The following is a 17748-nucleotide window of genomic DNA, read 5'->3' as shown; positions in this document are numbered from 1 at the left end:
ATGACTGCGACCGACGACGGATGGCATCGCCCAAGCACAGCGCCGCGCCTCACAATCACCCGGACACGAGCGATCGCCGTCGGCGCAGCACTGTTGTCGGGCGGAATCGTGGTCGGTACCACGATCACCCTCGGGGGTACCGGCTACGAATCGCTCAGCCGTGGCAACCCTGGTCTACTCGTCTCCGTCACCACCGCTGCATTGCGGGTCGTGGTCGAGTGGTCGGGCGCCATCACCGTCAGTGCTCTGGCCTACGCCGCATTCCTGCAACCACGCGCGGGACGCTCGCGGACCACGATCGACAATGTCGGCGACCTCGGCATCGTCCGGGTCTCGGCGCTGGTCTGGGCGCTCGCGGCCTCAGCTTTGGTCGTGTTCGATGCGGCGGACGCCAACGGCGTCACCCTCGATCGAGTGTTGGCTCCTGGCGGTCTTGCCTATCTGGTGGACGCCTCCTACCTTCCGAAGGCTTGGATCGTCGTCACGCTCTGCGCGTTCATCGTGCTCTGCTGTAGCTGGTGGGTGCGCAGCTGGACCAGCCTGCTGCCCCTGATCGGCCTGTCGCTCCTGGCGCTCATCAGCCCGGTCGTCGTCCACCAGGTGCTCGTGGGCCCCGGCCACGACTTCGGCGTCGACGCATCGCTGTTCGGTACGCCCGCGGTCGCGCTCCTCTTCGGCCTGCCGCTCGTGGTCGCGTTCACCGCGCGGCGAGAGCATGGACGCCTCCCGAAGCTCACCCTGACGCGCCTGAGGAACGTGCTCGTCGTGTCATGGGTCGCAGCGTTCGGCGCCGAGCTCATCATGCTGTTCTTCAAGACGGTGATGCTCCGCTTCCTCCTGACATCGACCGGCGGTCTGGTCGCACTTCGTCTGCTGCTGCTCCTCGCGTTCGCCGGACTCGCGTTCCTCGTCGCGCGACGCATCGACCGTTCGGCCTCGCCGCAGACTCCGGTGACCTTGCCGTCGGGGTTCGCGATCGGGTTCACCGTGCTCGCAGCGGCGTTCATCGCGGTCACCGTGGTCATGACGCGGATCCCGCCGCCGCAGTACTTCGTCTCCTCCAACGCCATGGACATCCTCTTCGGCTTCCAGACGATCCCGGCACCGACGATCGACGTCCTCATCAGCACATGGCGCCTGAATCTCCTGTTCGCGGTCGCAGGTGCAGCGGGTGTCAGCGTGTACCTCCTCGCCGTCGTCAGGTTGCGTCGCCGTGGCGACCGCTGGCCGGTCGGCCGGACGGTGGCATGGATTCTCGGCTGGGCGGTGATCGTGTACGCCACCTCTTCCGGCTTCGGACGCTACTCCGGACCGTCGTTCAGCATCCACATGATCGTGCACATGGCCCTGAACATGCTCGGCCCCGTGTTGCTGGTCATGGGCGGCGCGGTGACCCTGTTCCTCCGAGCGACGCCGTCGGCGAAGCGTCACGCGGTTGCCGGACCGCACGAGTGGCTGACCGACGTCATCGGCAGCGGGTTGGCCCGGTTCATCTTCAACCCGCTGCTCGTGTTCGTGACCTTCGTGGGCTCGTTCTACGTGCTGTACCTCTCACCGCTGTTCGGTGAGCTCATGCGGTTCCACTGGTCCCACCAGCTGATGAACGTGCATTTCCTCATCACCGGATACCTCTTCTATGCGCTGATCATCGGGGTCGACCGCCCGCCCAAGCCGCTCCCTCCCCTGGGGAAGCTCGGCTTCGTGCTCGCGGCGATGCCGTTCCACGCCTTCTTCGGGGTCGCCGTGATGACGAGCACCACCGTTTTCGCCGAGAACTTCTACTCCTACATCGACGCTCAGTGGTATGACGACCTCCTTGCCGACCAACACATCGGCGGCGGCATCGCCTGGGCAGCGGGAGAACTCCCGCTGCTGCTCGTAGTGGTCGCTCTCTGTCTCCAGTGGGCGAAGCAGGATCAGCGCGAGGCCAGACGCAAAGATCGACACCTCGACAGCGGCGTCGACGACGAGTTCGAGGTGTACAACCAGATGCTGGATCGACTGGCGCACCGCGGACCACAGCAGCAGCCGTCGGAGCCAGTGACGGGTACACAGAACGGATCGACCAGATGACCGTGACCGAGGAGTACCTCGAGCTGAACATCGCCGGAATGACCTGCGCCGCTTGCGCGGGACGTGTCGAGCGCAGTCTCAATAAGCTCGAAGGCGTCAGTGCATCGGTAAACTACGCGACCGAGCGTGCCGTCGTCAGCGGTGTTACCGTCCGCGACGCCGACGTCGCCATCGGAGCGGTCACAAAGGCCGGCTATAGCGCAGTACTCCGAACCGAGAACGACGATGAATGGACGCGGCGGGCCACCGCAGAACGGATCACCTCCCTTCGGCGACGGTTGACGGTGTCGGCGATTCTGACGATCCCGCTCTGCGACCTGACCATCATCCTCGCGCTCGTCCCCGCCATCCGCTTCCCCCTCTGGGAGCTCGTCTGCATCATGCTCGCGGTGCCGGTCGTGTTCTGGTGTGCGCTGCCCTTCCACCGCGCGACGATCCGCAACCTCCGCCATGGCACCGTCAGCATGGATACGCTGGTCTCGCTCGGGATCGTCGCCTCCTTCGGGTGGGCCGTCGCCACACTGCTGCTCGGGGTCTCGGACGAACCCGGCTACTGGCTCGGCTTTGGGATGACCCCGGCCGGCGCGGACTCGATCTACCTGGACGTCGCCGCGGGGATGACGACCTTCCAACTCGCCGGCCGCTACTTCGAGACGCGGTCGCGCCGTCGGGCCGGCGACGTCCTGAACGCCATCGGCGACCTCGCGGCCACCGAGGTGCGTGTGCTCCGGGGCGACGAGGAGCAGATCATCCCGACGATCGAGCTCCGCAAGCGCGACCACTTCGTCGTACTCGCGGGCGAGACGATCGCGGCGGACGGGACGGTCGTCTCCGGCCGCTCGATCCTCGATGCCAGCATGATGACCGGTGAGCCGGTGCCCGTCGAAGTCGGTCCCGGTTCGGCCGTCGTCGGCGGTACGATCAGTACCGCCGGTCGGCTCGTCATCGAGGCCGAATCGGTCGGTGCAAACACCCAGCTCGCGCAGATGGCGACGCTCGCCGAGCAGGCCCAAGGACGCAAAGCTCGCGTGCAGACGCTCGTCGACCGAGTGATCACGATCTTCGTGCCGAGCGTGATTGCGCTCTCGGTCGTCGTCGGCCTGGCGTGGCTCCTCGCCGGAGCGGCCCCCCGCGACGCCTTCGGTACCGCTGTCGCCGTGCTCATCATCGCCTGCCCGTGCGCGCTGGGCCTCGCCACACCGACGGCCCTCATGGTCGGCGTCGGTCGTGCCGCCCAACTCGGCATCCTCATCAAGGGCCAGGATGCGCTCGAAGCCAGCGGGCGGATCGACACGGTCGTGCTCGACAAGACGGGCACGGTGACCTCCGGGACGATGCGGGTCACCGCCACGGCGTTCGCCGACGGTCACCACGAGCTCGACGCCCTCCGGCTGGCATGCTCCGTCGAGGCGTCGTCGGAGCATGCCATCGCTCGTGCGATCGCCGAGCACGCGATCGAGCGGGGAGCGGAAGCGCACCCCGTCGAGCTCTACGAGACGCTGCCTGGGCTCGGCGCACGGGCGCTGGTCGACGGGCGGGACGTCGTCATCGGGAACAAGCGTCTCGTCGCCGCCCATCTCGCGGAGCCGTCAGCATTGCGTGGATTCGCTTCCAGCGAGCATTCCGAGCCCGGTGACACGACCGTGTACCTCGCCGTCGACGGCGCGTGTGTCGCGCGGTTCTCCCTCCTCGACACGATCAAGGAGTCCGCGGCGCCGACCGTCGAACGGCTTCGTGCCCTCGGGCTGCACACGATCCTGCTCAGCGGCGACGGCCCTGGGCCTGCGAATCGCGTCGGCGCGTTGATCGGGGTGGACGAGGTCATAGCTGGAGTCCTCCCGACCGAGAAAGCCGACATCATCCGTCGACTACAGCATGCCGGCCGCACGGTTGCGATGGTTGGGGACGGCATCAACGATGCGGCGGCACTCGCGACGGCTAACCTCGGACTCGCGATGGTCGACGGCACCGACATCGCGATGAAGTCGGCCGACATCATCCTCGTTCGAGACGACCTCGGCGTCATCGTCGATGCCGTCCAGCTGTCGCGTCGGACCCTCAACGCGATCACGGGCAACCTCATCTGGGCGTTCGGCTACAACCTCGCGGCGATCCCCATCGCGGCGATCGGGTTCCTCAACCCGCTCATCGCCGCCGCGGCGATGAGTCTGTCGTCAATCCTCGTCGTCTCCAACAGCCTGCGACTCCGCAACTATCAGCCGACTGCGCGGACGAGGACGAAGCGTGTTGAGGCTGTTGCGGGAGGATGAAGACAGTCGATGGAGGTCTCCGACGAATCGCGTAGGCGCTCTCCCGATCCAGGGCGAAGGGCTGACGGGGCTAGAGCGGGTTACCCGGATCCCGATGCAGACCGCGCACGGCCTCGGTGACCATCGCCCGCCACGCTCGCGATGACGGAGACACGGATGCGAGCTGGGGCGCGAAATGCACCTGGCCGCCGAACACGACCGACACGCAGATCACACCCGCGAGGCGGAGCCTGTCGGCGTACGCCTCTGCGGCAGGCCTCACGACGTCGATTTCGGCGGTCAGGATAAGGGCTGGAGGCAGGCCCACGACCGACGGGGTGTCTGCGGGCGACACGTAGGGATCATCAGACGGGACTCCTTCAGGGAGATAGAAGTGCTGGAACTCGAGGAACGAATCGAGGTCCGACGTCGAGAAGTCCGCTGGCGGGTCGGCGACGACGGAAAGCGCCAGATCGATGCCGGGAACCTCGAGGATCTGGAGCCGGACAAGTGGCGCCCCGCCGTCGCGATCCATGAGGGCTACCCCCGCCGCGATCGCACCACCTGCGGACAGGCCTCCCACGGCGAGTCGCGTGGCGTCGATGCCGTACTCGGAACCGCTCTCCGCCATCCAGCGCAGAACCGACATCCCCTCGTGTAGGGCGGCGGGATAGGGATACTCTGGGGCGAGTGCGTAGTCGATCTCGACGATCACCGAGTCGCCTTCGACGGCGAGTTGACGACAGATGGACAGCATGTCCTCCGTCTCGTACGAGCGCATCCAGAACGCGCCGCCGAAGAAGTAGAGCACCGACGGGAGCTGGGGGCGTTCACCGACGGGCCGGAAGAGCCGGATCGGTATCGGTCGGTGCGGTCCCGGGATCGTCAGCTCGGTGACCTCCACGCCGTCCCACCGGTTGTCGCGCGGGAGTGTGGTCATGAACTCCTGCAGGTTGTCGGCGATGATGTCGCGGCGTTGCGCGGGAGTGAGGGTCGGGTTCGACGGCGGTTGCGCCATGGTCGACAGGGTGTTCAGGGCGATCGGATCGATGGGCATGGGGTCCTCGGCTCGTTGGAGTGCAGCAGTGCGACAGGAGTGATCAGGTGCGCCGCGCGGGCCGCGCCGCTCCGGCAGCGAAGGCTCACGCGGCCGCACTCAGCGGCCGCCGAATTCGCGCAGGACCGCTGACACCTCGGCTTGCCAGAGGCGGGCCTGACGCACCCGCCCGGTGATCCCGGGCGCGCCGTGCAGCATTCCGAGGTGTCGTGTGGACGACACCTCGACACCGGCCTCGCGCAGGGCGACCACGTAGTCCTCCGCGGCGGCGGCGATGACGTCGTACTCGGCGGTCATGATGTGCGTCGGGGGTAGGCCCTGCAACGAGCCTGCCGCGGGTGACAGGGACGGATCGTCCGCCGACCGACCCGGTGCGTAGGCGTCCAGGACGGCGAGGAGGTCGACCTCGCCGATGACCTCGTCCCCCTCCGCCGACAATCGATCGGTCCGCCGGAAGTCGACGAGCGGGACCTCCAGGATCTGTCCGGCCAGCGATGGGCCTCCGCGGTCGTGCGCGAGGTGTGCAAGCGCGGCCGCGATGTTGCCTCCCGCCGACACGCCGCCGATGATGAGACGATCGGGGTCCACGCCGAGTCGGTCGTGGTGCTCGTGCACCCAGTACAGAGCCGCATACGCGTCTTCGAGCGGCGTGGGATGGGGATGCTCCGGCGCGAGTCGGTAGTCGACATCGAAGAGCGAGACGTTCCCTTCGGCAGCGCGCTGGGATGCCAATGCCTGGTTGATCGATTCGTCGATCGAACCCTCCCAGAACGCTCCTCCGTGCAGGAGGAGGTACCCGGGCAGGACGCCGACGGCGCCCTGCGGCCGGTAGTGCCGCACTCGGATCTCGCCCCCGCGCACCGCGACGACGTGGTCCTCGACGGTGACGCCCCAGTCGCGGTGCTGTCCGAACTCGGCGAACACCGCGTCGCTCAGTCGCTGGCGTGCCGTACGCCCTCGGGCATCTGGGGGATCGACGCCGAGATCGATCTCGGACGACAGCTCTTCGAGGCGGACGAGCCACTCGCGGATGCCGGCTTCGATGACGATGCGACTCACGGTGCGGTCCTCTCACGTCGTCGCGCTTGCTGGATCCGTGGATCGGGCGAGGGCGCGGCCGCCAACAGTGCCTGTGTGTATTCGTGCGTCGGTGTGTGGATGATGTCGCGCGACGGGCCCTCTTCGACGATCACGCCCCGGTGCATCACCGCTGTGCGATCCGCCATGTGCTCCACCACGGCCATGTCGTGGGTGATGAAGACGTAGCTCACGCCGAGGCGGTGCTGGAGATCGAGGAGCAGATTGAGGATCTGTGCCTGGATCGACAGGTCGAGCGCACTGACCGCCTCATCGCAGATCACGAGGTCCGGTTCGATCAACAGTGCGCGGGCGATCGCGATGCGCTGGCGTTGCCCTCCTGAGAAGTCGCCGGGATAGCGTTTCGCGGCTTCGGGGGACAGGCCGACGATGTCCAGCCACTCGGCCACGCGAGCCGTCGCCGCCGCACCTTCCGCGATGCGGTGGGCGATGAGTGGTTCGAGGAGGGTCGCTCCCACCGGCTTGGCAGGGTTCAGAGAACCGTACGGGTTCTGGAAGATCACCTGAATGTGCTTGGTGAGCTCGCGCCGACGTGCGCTGGACACCCCTACGAGTTCTTCGCCGTCGAACCGGATGCTGCCGCTCGACACCGGGGCGAAGCCCAGGATCGCATCGCCGAGCGTTGACTTGCCGGATCCGCTCTCTCCGACGATGCCGAGGGTCTTCCCGCGGGGGATCGAGACCGAGACCCGATCGTTGGCGAGCAGGGGCGAGCGACGGAACCCGCGCGAATACGCGACGGTGAGATCGCTGACTTCGAGCAGTTCGCTCATGATGCCTCCTCCAGTGCGTCGATGCGGATGCACCGGCTCCTACGGTCGTGTTCAGGATGGGCCATGGCGATCGGAGCCTCGCGGCAGGCATCGAGGGCGAGCGGGCACCGGCTCGCGAAGTGGCAGCCTGCCGGCCAGGCCACAGGTGCCGGAACCTGACCGGGGATGCTCGGCAGCGGCACCCCCGGCTCGGCGCCGTGCGGGTTGGCCGCGATCAGTGCCCGGGTGTACGGGTGGAGCGGCCTCTCATAGAGGTCGACAACGGTCGCCTCTTCGACGACCTCGCCGGCGTACATGACGACGGCTCGATCGCACACGTCGGCCAGGACTCCCCAGTCATGGGTCACGAGCACGAGCGCCATCCCGAATCGAGCTCGGAGTTCCACCAGCAGGTCGAGGATCTGCTGCTGGACCGTCACATCGAGCGCCGTGGTCGGCTCATCGGCGATGAGCAGCTTCGGACGCCCCGCGAGTGCGAGGGCGATGCCGATGCGCTGTGCCATTCCGCCGGACAACTCGTGGGGGTACTTCCGGAGCACGGTCTCCGGGTCGGGGAGACCCACCAGCTCAAGCAGTTCGACAGCCCGCTCGTGTGTCGCCCGTCCTGGGGTCTTGTCATGCCGACGGATGACTTCTCGGAGCTGCGAGCCGATCGTGAAGACCGGGTCGAGCGTGTTCATCGGCTCCTGCGGGATGAGCCCGATGCCCGATCCCCGGAGCCGCGCCAGCGCGGACTTGCCGAGTGTGCCGAGCTCGCTGCCGTCGAACGTGATGGACCCTCCGAGCGGGCGTCCGCCGTCCCCGAGCAGTCCGATCAACGCCCGGGCGGTGACCGTCTTCCCGCTGCCGGATTCGCCGACGATCCCGAGCGCCTCTCCACGCTTGACGTCGAAGTTCACGTTTCGCACGACGACCGTCGTATCGTTCCCTCGCCCGAACCCGACGGACAGGTTCCGCACGCTCAAGAGTGCCGATCGGCTCGCTGCAGGGACATCCCGGTCAGGAATGGTGATGGCACCGACGGACCGTCCCCGCGACCTGCCCTCTCGAGCGATCGCGTCGCGGACCCCGTCGCCGATGAGGCCGAGACACAGGACGACGAGTGCGATGGTCGCACCCGGCGGCACCAGCAACCAGGGGTACCGACTCAGGGCTTGTGAGGCCTCGCTGATCATCGAGCCCCAGCTCGGGTCGGGTGCTTTCACCGAGAAGCCGAGAAATGCCAGACCGCTTTCGACGAGGACAGCCGAGGCGGCGAACAGCGACACCTGGACGATGACGGGACCCCAGAGATTGGGGAGGATATGGCGCCAGAGGATGGCCCCGTGTCGCAGGCCGGACGCGCGCGCCGCCTTGACGTACAGTTCGCCTGCGGCCGCGATCGTCGTGGCTCGGACGACCCTGAAGAGCCCACCGAAGCCGAGGACACCCAAGGTGACCATGGCGACCACGAGGTTCTGGCTGAACACCGAGAGGACCACGAGCAGGATGATGATGACGGGCACGGCGAACAGCACCTCGACCACTTTGGTCAGCACCACGTCGATCAGTCCGCGTACGTAGCCCGCGATCATGCCGAGGGTGAGTCCGAGGACAGTGAACACGAGCACGGCGATGAGCGCACCCGAGAGCGTCACCTGTCCGCCGTAGAGGAGGCGGCTCAACAGGTCCCGGCCAAGGGTGTCGGCGCCGAGCGGATGTTCGGCGGTCGGGAGAGAGTTCGCCGACCCGAGGTCCTGGGCGATGGGGTCGAAGGGTGCGAGCTTGGAGGCGAAGACGCAGGCGAGGACGGTCACCGTGAGGAACACGAACGCCACGACGGCGACCGGCTTGCGGAGAAAGGTGCGTACAGGGTTCATGACATCCTCGTTCGTGGGTTGAGCAACCCGTAGCTGAGGTCGACGACGAGGTTGGTGAGGACGACGACGAGGGCGAAGACCAGTGCCACGCCTTCGACGACGGGAATGTCGTGCGACACCGTGGCCTGAACGACCAAGCCACCCAACCCGGGAAGGGCGAATACGTTCTCGACGATTACGGTGCCGCTGAACAGCCCCGTGAACAACAAGCCGAGGACGGTCGCGATGGGAACCGCCGCGTTCTTCAAGACGTGACGGTAGACGATCGAGCGTTCCGACAGGCCCTGGGCTCGCATCGCATTCACGTACTCGAGGCTGAGCTGCTTACTCATTGCGTCTCTCGTCTGCTTCGCGATCAATGCCACTCCTCCCACGCCGAGCGTCACGACCGGGAGGACCAGACTCCTCGCCCATTCGGATGGCGAACTGGCGAAGTCGACGTAGCCGGTAGCAGGGAACACCGGCAGGGCGACCGCAAACGCGATCACGAGGATGAACCCCAGCCAGAACGTCGGAATGGACACACCCAGGAGCGAGAGCACATCCGTCGCCCTGGAGAGCGCCCCGCGGCTGCGAGCACTGGCGATCCCCAGAGCGATGCCCAACACGGCGGAGAAGAGCAGGCCGCCGACCACCAGGGCGAGCGTCGGAGCCAGGCGACCGCTGATCATGTCTGTCACGCTCTGCTGGCTGTAGATCGACACGCCGAGGTCTCCGTGGAGGGCACCGCTGAGCCAGTGCCAATACCGGAGCGGAAGCGGATCGTCCAGACCGAGTTGCGCTCGCAGTGCTTGATATTGCTCGTCGGTGCCGTTCTTGCCGAGGATGACGCGAGCGGCGTCTCCTGGCGCGAGAGCGGTGAGCACGAAGGTCAACGCCGAGACCACGAACAGGAGTAAGGCCGAGGTACCCAGCCACCTCGCCAACAGACGAATCATGACGGATCCCGTTCAACGAGGTGGCTGGTGCTCATGGCGATTCCTTGGTGTCGAGAGTCAGTCGGCGGGCTTGATGTCGATGATCGCAGCGCTGGGCGACAGCCCGGTCGTCGCGTTCATCGCAGCCGAGTCGACCTTGTCGGACCAGTAGTACCCCAGGGGAGCCCAACCGACGGGGGCGAACCAGGCGAGTTCCACCAGACGCTTCTCCAGCGCTTCGCTGACCCGCTGGACGTCGTCGGGGGCAGCGACCAGCAGCTGGTTGTAGAGCTCGGTGAGCTGGGCGTCCTCGCTGTGGAGGCCGTTGAAGAAGGCGGTCGGCAAGAAGAGACCGGGACCCTCGACCGACAGGGGGAGGCTGCCGTACCCGATCGAGGCTGCGGGGAACTCACCTGACGACATCCGCGTCGCCCACTCGTTGGTGTCGGCGATGCTCTCCATGTTCACCGTGATGCCCACCTTCGCGAGTTGACCCGCGATGGCCTGCACCATGGTGTCGCCGTTGAAGAACGGCGTGGAGGCCACACTGAACTCGAAGCCGTCGGGGTACCCGGCCTCGGCGAGCAGCTCGCGAGCCTTGTCAGGGTCGTAGGAGTAGTAGTCGTCGAGCTCCTCCTGGAAACCGACGTCCTGCGTAGTCTGCGTCGTCGGATCCGCGAACTCGCCGTACAGCGCCTCGCCAACAGCCTTGCGGTCGATCGCGAAATTGATCGCCTGACGTACTCGGACGTCGCCGAGGGCGGGCACGATACTTCCCGCGCGGTCGAGCAGGTTGAGGCCCGTGAATACGTTGGGCACGGAATGCACGTTCAGGCTCGCGGCCTTGGCATCGGCGGCCGTCGTGTAGTCGAAGGGCGCAATGTCGACCTGCCCGGACTTCATAGAGTTCAGGATCGAGCTCTGATTCGCGATGACCTTGATCGTGACCTTGTCCCAGTGCACGTTCTTGGGGTCCCAGTAGTTGGGGTTCGGGGTGAACACGTAGTGGTCACCGGTGACCGTGGCGTCCTCGTCGAGCATGTAAGGGCCCGCACCGTGGGTGCTGGTCCCCAGTGCAGACGGGTCGGCGAGGCCGTCGGGGCTGATCACGTCCGCGAGGCCCGTGCCGAATTGCGTGAAGAAGAACTCCACGCCGGGGACGGGGCTCGCCAGGGACACCTGGACGGTCTGGTCGTCGATCGCCGCGAAGGTCGCGCCACTGAGCCAGGTCGAGGGCGTCGCGCCGGCGGACTGCACGTAGTTGAGGTGGTCCACGACCCCTTGGGAGGTGAGCTTGCCACCGTCCGAGAACTCGACGCCCTGTCGGAGCGTGAGTTGGAAGGTGGTGTTGCCCTCGCCGACGTATCCCCAATCGGTGGCGAGCCCTCCTCGGAGGGTTCCGTCGGAACCACGGATGATGAGCGGGCTGTACGCGAGGTCGGCGTAGTAGGTCAGGCCGGCGTCGAGGAGGGCGGGGTCGAGCGAGGACGGGTTGGTCTGCATGGCGACCGTGAGTTCCTTGGCCGACGACGCCGAGGGCGCCCCGGTGCAAGCGACGAGGGTGACTGCAGCGACGGCGAGGGAGGCTCCGAGGGCCACCGCTCGTCGTGCACGTGGAGAGAACATCGTTGTCATGGTTTCCACTTTCGTAGGCGAAGGGTGCGTGGGTGGTGCACCAGCAGCTGTGCCGAAGGACGTCCGGTTCGGTCAGGGTCTACGTACGCTGCGGCGGGGATCGGGGGACCCCTTGGGAATAGAAGGTATGCCGAGTGAAACGTCCTCGCTATGTTGCGTCCACCAGAAAGAGCTGCAGGAGTTTGTCCAGTCGGCCAAGGGTCTTGGTCCGCCATCACGGTCGGACTCTTGTACAGTCGTGCTCGATGCCGGGCCTCAGGTGATTCGGCGCAGGAAAGCGTGGTGTGTCGTGACGGTCGCCCTGGGAAAGATGCTCGACGAGCTCGGGCCTGTTGCGCTCGAACTCATCGCCGGGAGGATCGTGGCCTCCGCCCCCGTGGTGGACGTCCTGTACTACGACCCACTCGAGCCGATCACGACCACCGAGAGTGCCATCCTCCTCTGTCCGGGCGTGGCCGGCACCGAAGCCCTCGGCGAGCTGCTCACCGAGGCGAGTCTCAGCAGCGTCGTCGCGGTGATCGTGCGCAGCGCGGTGACCGCACCTCGTGACGCGGTGCGTCTGGCCGTCGAGCGCGGTATTGCCGTGTTCGAGCTTGCTGACGGATACACCTGGCGCCACCTCATCGTCTCCGTGCATCAGATCCTCGGTGACGCGCTCACGCCCGATCGGATCACCAGCGGGCCGGCTGCCGAAGACCTCTTCGCCCTCGCCAACGCCGTCGCCCAGATGGTGGGCGCCCCCGTCACGATCGAGGACCTCGGTTCGAAGATCCTCGCGTTCTCGGACGACCAGAACCGGGCGGACGAAGCCCGCAAGGCCACCGTGTTGGCTCGACAGGTGTCCCAGCACAACACCGACTTCCTCCGTTCCGAAGGGTTCTTCACACGCATCTACGGGCGCGACGAGGTGGTGCACGTTCCGACGGAGGGTGTCGGCGGCACGATCCCGCGCGCCGTCGTGCGCTTGCATCACCAGGGCCGCACGCTCGGATCGATCTGGGCGGCCACCGCGGCCGGGCCGAGCACGGATCTGCATGAGGCCCTGCTGCAGGGTGCCGCGATGGTCGCGCCACGCGTCGCCGAGCTGGCGGCCGGAGAACGCGCGGCCCAGGCGGGCACGGCCGCCCAGGTGCTCGGCCTCATGCGTGGCGGGCCGACGGCGCGCGAGGAGGCGTTCAAGCTCGGCATCACGCGGTCTCGATGGGTGGTCGTGGCGATCGCCTCCCAAGAGCCGGGTGCCATGGACACGGCCATGCGCGAGGCGGCGCTCGTGTTCGGCTCCCACATCAGAGGGACGTTCCCCAAGGCACGCAGCGCGCTGGTCGACGGACATCTCTATGCGGTCGTTCCCCTCGGTAAGAACGGCGACGTGACCGTCGCCGCGACGATCAAGATCTTCGTGAAGACATGGAGCGCCCAGGCGTTGCTGGCCGTCATCGGCGACAGCGTGGGAGATGCCGCCGACATACCCGACAGCCGGAGATCGGCCGACCAGGCGCTCAGGGCGCTGCTCCTCCAGCCGGTCCGACCGCGGCCGGCCGTGCCCATGCTCCTGCTCGCAGCCGAGCTGCAGGATGCGGTGCTCCTGCAGCGTCTCACCGATCTCATGGCCGCTGAGCATGTCCAGCCGATGGGTCCGCTGGAGCGTCTGATCAGGTACGACACGCATCACGACACCGATCTGGTGGCCACCCTCAGGGCGTGGCTCGACGCATTCGGGGACGTGTCAGCGGCGGCCGTGTCGCTCCACGTCCACGCCAACACCTTCCGGTACCGCCTACGTCGGGTGGCCGAAATCGGTGAGGTCGACCTCGGGAACAGCGAATCGAGGTTCTCGCTGATGCTGCAACTCCGGATCCTGCAACACTCGTCGACGCCCGAGTGAGCGATCGCACGAGGCAGGCTTCACCCGAATCGGTTCGGGTCCATGCTCTCGAACGCCGACTGATCGTCCATCGTCAGCGGACTCACTGCACCGAGGATGGCCGCGGCAGCGAGGATGGAGATCGCCGCAGAGGTCTGGATCCCGTAGCCGCCCTGCCCGGCAAGCCAGAAGAGCCCGTCGACATCACCGTCGAACCCCACCGCGGGTACGTCGTCGGGGGAGACGGTGCGAAGCCCGGTCCATGCCTCGCGGGCGGTCGTCACCTCGAAGGACGTCAGTGCGTTGAGCCTCGCGAGGGTCTGCTCGACCACCGCTCGTCGCGGACGCGCATTCTCGGCGACGCTCGCCTCGTCCTCCAGGGGTGAGGCGAGGACGTCTCCACCCCGCGGCCTGAAATAGACCGAGCCGGCGGCGTCGTACAGCATCGGCCAGGCCGCGCCGATCGGCGTCCGGGTCGGTGCGGCGAGGATCACGGTGCGACGTAGCGGAGTGAGGCCCAGAGGTTGTGACCCTGCAAGGACAGCGACATCGTCGGCCCACGCACCTGCAGCATTGACGATGATGGGGGTGGTGATGGTCCCCGCGGTCGTGTTGAGCCGATAGCTGGAGCCAACGCGCGCGACCGCGGTCAGCTTCGCACGCGACACAAACTCGACGCCCGCCAGCTGGGCGCGCTGCGCGTACCTGCTGAGGAGGACATCGACCTTGACCTCACTCGCGCGGTCGTCCGCCGCGACCTCGCGAACGAGCCCCGGGAGAACGCCCGGAATGGCGTCCTCGACTTCGGCGGGGGTCGTCATTCGCAGCCCGGTTCCTTGGTCCGCCATCCGCTGGACCATGGACGAGTCGTCCAATCCAACGACGTACAGGGTTCGGGGCGAGAGGACGGGATCGGGCGCACGCTCGTCGAGCGCTCGGAGGAGGTCCAGGGTGGTGGCGGTGAGTCGCCGGATCGCCGGCGGCCCGTAGCTGGGCTGGACCTGCTGGGCGGAGCGACTGCTCGTGTGCCGGAACAGGGCGTCCTCGGTCTCGAGCACCACCACGCGGGCCCGATCGCCGATCTCCGCCGCCAGCGAGACGCCGGCGATCCCGCCGCCCACGATGACGATGTCGGCGGTCTGAGGAACTTGCGTCGCAGTGGCGGGGCTGGTCATGTCGGTGTACACGCCGCTATTCCACCAAGGGCCGCGCCATGAAGCATCGTTCGATCGGACAACGATCTGGCCCGCAGTTGGTTCGTCGGCCCTCCGAGACCTGGGTCAGCGCCGTTCGCTGCGAATCGCGCGACCCGGACGGCTCGTGGCGATGGCGGCGCCGTCTCGGACGACGAAGGTACCGCCCACGACCACGTGCCGGAATCCTGTCGACGCTCTCAGCGTCTCGAAGGTGGCGCGATCGGAGATGGTCTCGGGATCGAAGATCGCGAGATCGGCATCCGCCCCGACCTGCACGCGTCCCTTCTTCCGCATGGCAGGGACTGAGTCCTCGAGGATCGACGCGGGAACCGACGTCACCCTCGCCAAAGCATCCATCAGCGTGAGGACACCGAGCTCCCGAACCAGCCAGCCCAAGGTGCGCGCGAAGCAGCCGGCACTGCGGGGGTGGGTGAGTGCCCCTTCCGGTGGTGGCCATTCGTTGTACACCCGGTGAGGCCCGTGCGTGAGTGGCATCGAGTCGGAGGCGATGACGCCACCGGGCATGGTGAGTCCGCGGATGAGCATCGCCAGCTGCGTCGGATCATCGGTGTCCAGGAAATCGATGATGCACATCCCGCCGGGATCCGTCTGACGGAGCTCGACCAGGCGATCCACTGAGGCGATGCGTTCACCCGTGGGAAGGTACTGGATCGACCGAGTCGTGATCCCCAGCCGGTCGAGCTTGTCGGGTTCGAAGAACGCAGCCCCCACGCCCGTGGAACCGGCTGCATACGGGTAGGCCTCCGTGGTGACGCGATTGCCGCGCGCCTGAGCATTCTCCACGGCGAGACCGACGTCGTCGATGCGCTGGAGCGAGGTGCTGTTGATGTGGCAGATGTGCAACGCGGCGCCCGTTCCCGCGGCCGCGCCGATGATCTCGAGCGCACCGTCCAGGGACGAACCGGGTTCGATGTTCGACATTTGTCGGGAGTGCGTGAAGGCAGGCACGCCCAGCCGCTCGGCCAGCTGCGCGGTGCGGAAGAACTCTTCGCGTCCGGACTCGGGGGAGTAGCCGAGGAGCACACCGATACCGATGCCGCCCTCGTGCACTCCCTGCTCCACACGATCCAGGATGGCTGAGACCTCCCATTCGCTGGCCGGGGTGTTCCACCGTGCTCTCGTCTGGTTCTCCTCGAACACGTGGATCGGCTCCGGCAGCGGGTCCGCGGTCCTCGCGTCGGGGAGCGGTACGGCATCGAGGACCTGCATCCGGGCAAGCGCCCAGGATGACGAGAACCCGAAGTTGATGGGTCGCCCCTCGGCTTCGGCCCGTTCGTACACCACGGAGATGGGCAAGGCACCGGCCTCGAGGTCGAGGGCCGTCGTTACGCCGTCCAGAGCTTGCAGCAGGAGGCCGGTCGGTGACTGAGCATGGCTGTGCATGTCGATGAAGCCGGGTGCGATCACCAGACCAGTGACGTCCACGATCGAATTCGAATGGGGGAACCCCTGGCCGATGTACGCGATCGACCCGCCCAGCACTCCGACGTTGCGTACCGCGTCCAAGCCGGTTTCGGGATCGATGACCCTGCCGCCGACGAACAAGATCTGGCAGGGGCGCGTGAGGGGTTCTTCGTCTCGGTTCAGCACGAGTGCCACGCTACCTCTCGGGCTCGGGCGTCTTGTTGTCCTGAGGACCACAATCGTCGAGTGCTACTTGTGCGGTTGGCCAACCGCGTCGGCCAACCGCGCGGCAGCGATCCCCTCGGCGGCGGCGAGAGGGGTGATGCCCTGATCCTGAGCTTCGCGGAACGATGCTCGGAGGGTGTCGCCGATGGCGCGGACCCGCTGGTCGATGAGCGCCCGGTCGGCACCCTCTGTTGCCATCGCCAGGCCGATGACTCCGCCGGCGTTGACGACGAAGTCGGGCGCGTAGAGGATGCCTCGCTCGGCTAGACGATCCGCCCCGTCGCGGACAGCGAGCTGGTTGTTCGCCGGGCCCACGACGGCGCGGACGGCCAGCACGTCGATGGTCGTCGCGGTCAGAACGCCACCTAGAGCGGCAGGGACGAACACCTCCGCAGGGGTCACGAGCACATCGTCAGCGGACACCCACCGGGCGCCGAGTTCGTCCGCAAGGGTCCTGCGCGAGGGATCCACGTCGGCGACGATCAGTTGTGCGCCATCGGCGGTGAGCAGCCGCGCAAGTCGGCCACCCACCTGACCGAGCCCTGAGATCGTGACGGTCCTCCCCACGACGCCGGGTGTGCCCATGGCTTCGAGCGTGGCGTAGATGCTGGCGTAGACGCCGAGGGCTGTGTCCTGGGCGGGCCCCCCGCGGCCCGGCGTGTGCCCAGGAAGACCGACCACATGCCGGGTGCGTTCGGCCACGATGCGCAGGTCGTCTTGGTCGATGCCGACGTCCTCGGCCGTGCGGTACCGGCCGTCCAGGGATTCGACGAGGTCACCCAGGTCGAACAGGACATCGCGCCGCCGCTGGAGATCGAGCGTCTCGCCGGTGCCCAGCGTGATCACGGCTTTGCCGCCGCCGGCGTCGAGTCCCGCCGCTGCGTTCTTGAGGGTCATGGCTGCGGACAGCTGCAGGGCATCCGTGACACCGTCAGCCCAGCTGTCGTAGTTCGACAGGCGGCAGCCGCCGAGCGCGGGACCGAGGCGGCTCGAGTGGATCGCTACCGTGATGGTGATGCCCGACCGTGCTCCCGACACAGTTGTCACGTGCTCGTGGTCGAACTCAGGCAGGGGGGCGTAGGTCATCTTCGTTCCTTCGTGGTGGGGGAGGACGGCTGTCGATCGAGGATGCGCACGCGCTGCACTGACACGATCCGGTTCAAGCGCTTGCTGAGCAGTTCGGCACGGCCGTGTGCCACGACGTCCATGAGGACCAGGCCGTTCTCGATGCTCGGGGTGTTCCGGAACTGCAGCCTGGTCAATGAGAACGGTTGCGTCGAGACCAGCCGCACAATGCGGCTGAGGGCCGTCGGGTCGTCGCTTACGACGACCTCCACGGTGGTCACAGCCTCGGCATCCATACGCAGATGGTCTCCA

13 protein-coding genes are annotated in these 17748 nt (G+C 67.0%); 3 read left to right on the top strand and 10 right to left on the bottom strand.

What is annotated here, in order from left to right:
- On the top strand, positions 1-2073 hold the full coding sequence (locus CCK91_RS12290; RefSeq protein WP_086474244.1) for a cytochrome c oxidase assembly protein: 2073 nt from the start codon (positions 1-3) through the stop codon (positions 2071-2073).
- On the top strand, positions 2070-4343 hold the full coding sequence (locus tag CCK91_RS12285) for a heavy metal translocating P-type ATPase (protein ID WP_086474243.1): 2274 nt from the start codon (positions 2070-2072) through the stop codon (positions 4341-4343). Before CCK91_RS12290 ends, CCK91_RS12285 begins: the two co-directional genes overlap by 4 nt.
- Positions 4344-4413: 70 nt before the next feature.
- Here CCK91_RS12285 and CCK91_RS12280 read toward each other — a convergent pair whose 3' ends face one another.
- The 6 genes from CCK91_RS12280 to CCK91_RS12255 all read right to left on the bottom strand — a co-directional run bounded on the left by CCK91_RS12280 (position 4414) and on the right by CCK91_RS12255 (position 11652).
- A complete protein-coding gene (locus CCK91_RS12280) occupies positions 4414-5379 on the bottom strand; it encodes an alpha/beta hydrolase (protein ID WP_086474242.1) in 966 nt (321 codons plus the stop codon).
- Between the two features lie 99 nt (positions 5380-5478).
- Positions 5479-6438: an alpha/beta hydrolase gene (locus CCK91_RS12275; RefSeq protein ID WP_086474241.1), complete on the bottom strand. Its 960-nt coding sequence runs from the start codon at positions 6436-6438 to the stop codon at positions 5479-5481.
- Positions 6435-7250 (bottom strand): ATP-binding cassette domain-containing protein, encoded by an 816-nt coding sequence (locus CCK91_RS12270; RefSeq protein WP_086474240.1) that lies wholly within the window; start codon positions 7248-7250, stop codon positions 6435-6437. Before CCK91_RS12270 ends, CCK91_RS12275 begins: the two co-directional genes overlap by 4 nt.
- Positions 7247-9109, bottom strand: coding sequence for a dipeptide/oligopeptide/nickel ABC transporter permease/ATP-binding protein (locus CCK91_RS12265; protein ID WP_086474239.1), 1863 nt, complete (start codon positions 9107-9109; stop codon positions 7247-7249). The genes CCK91_RS12270 and CCK91_RS12265 overlap by 4 nt, the downstream gene beginning before the upstream one ends.
- On the bottom strand, positions 9106-10047 hold the full coding sequence (locus tag CCK91_RS12260; protein WP_086474238.1) for an ABC transporter permease: 942 nt from the start codon (positions 10045-10047) through the stop codon (positions 9106-9108). Before CCK91_RS12260 ends, CCK91_RS12265 begins: the two co-directional genes overlap by 4 nt.
- Before the next feature lie 57 nt (positions 10048-10104).
- Positions 10105-11652, bottom strand: coding sequence for an ABC transporter substrate-binding protein (locus CCK91_RS12255; RefSeq protein ID WP_165767039.1), 1548 nt, complete (start codon positions 11650-11652; stop codon positions 10105-10107).
- Between the two features lie 298 nt (positions 11653-11950).
- Here CCK91_RS12255 and CCK91_RS12250 point away from each other — a divergent pair, with 298 nt between their 5' ends.
- A complete protein-coding gene (locus tag CCK91_RS12250) occupies positions 11951-13546 on the top strand; it encodes a PucR family transcriptional regulator (RefSeq protein WP_165767038.1) in 1596 nt (531 codons plus the stop codon).
- Between the two features lie 20 nt (positions 13547-13566).
- Here CCK91_RS12250 and CCK91_RS12245 read toward each other — a convergent pair whose 3' ends face one another.
- The 4 genes from CCK91_RS12245 to CCK91_RS12230 form a co-directional block, all read right to left on the bottom strand.
- The gene (locus CCK91_RS12245) at positions 13567-14712 is read right to left on the bottom strand and encodes an NAD(P)/FAD-dependent oxidoreductase (protein WP_086474235.1); all 1146 of its coding nucleotides are present in this window, start codon (positions 14710-14712) and stop codon (positions 13567-13569) included.
- Positions 14713-14805: 93 nt separating this feature from the next.
- Positions 14806-16332 (bottom strand): amidohydrolase family protein, encoded by a 1527-nt coding sequence (locus CCK91_RS12240; protein WP_207568226.1) that lies wholly within the window; start codon positions 16330-16332, stop codon positions 14806-14808.
- Between the two features lie 63 nt (positions 16333-16395).
- The gene (locus CCK91_RS12235) at positions 16396-17457 is read right to left on the bottom strand and encodes a Glu/Leu/Phe/Val dehydrogenase family protein (protein ID WP_086474234.1); all 1062 of its coding nucleotides are present in this window, start codon (positions 17455-17457) and stop codon (positions 16396-16398) included.
- The gene (locus CCK91_RS12230; protein ID WP_086474233.1) at positions 17454-17732 is read right to left on the bottom strand and encodes a hypothetical protein; all 279 of its coding nucleotides are present in this window, start codon (positions 17730-17732) and stop codon (positions 17454-17456) included. Before CCK91_RS12230 ends, CCK91_RS12235 begins: the two co-directional genes overlap by 4 nt.
- Positions 17733-17748: the final 16 nt, after the last annotated feature.

It is taken from the genome of Plantibacter elymi (nom. nud.) (assembly GCF_900177795.1).
Lineage (GTDB): Bacteria > Actinomycetota > Actinomycetes > Actinomycetales > Microbacteriaceae > Plantibacter > Plantibacter elymi.
The sequence above is the reverse complement of the archived record's forward strand: the minus strand, read 5'-3'. Positions and strand labels throughout refer to the sequence as shown.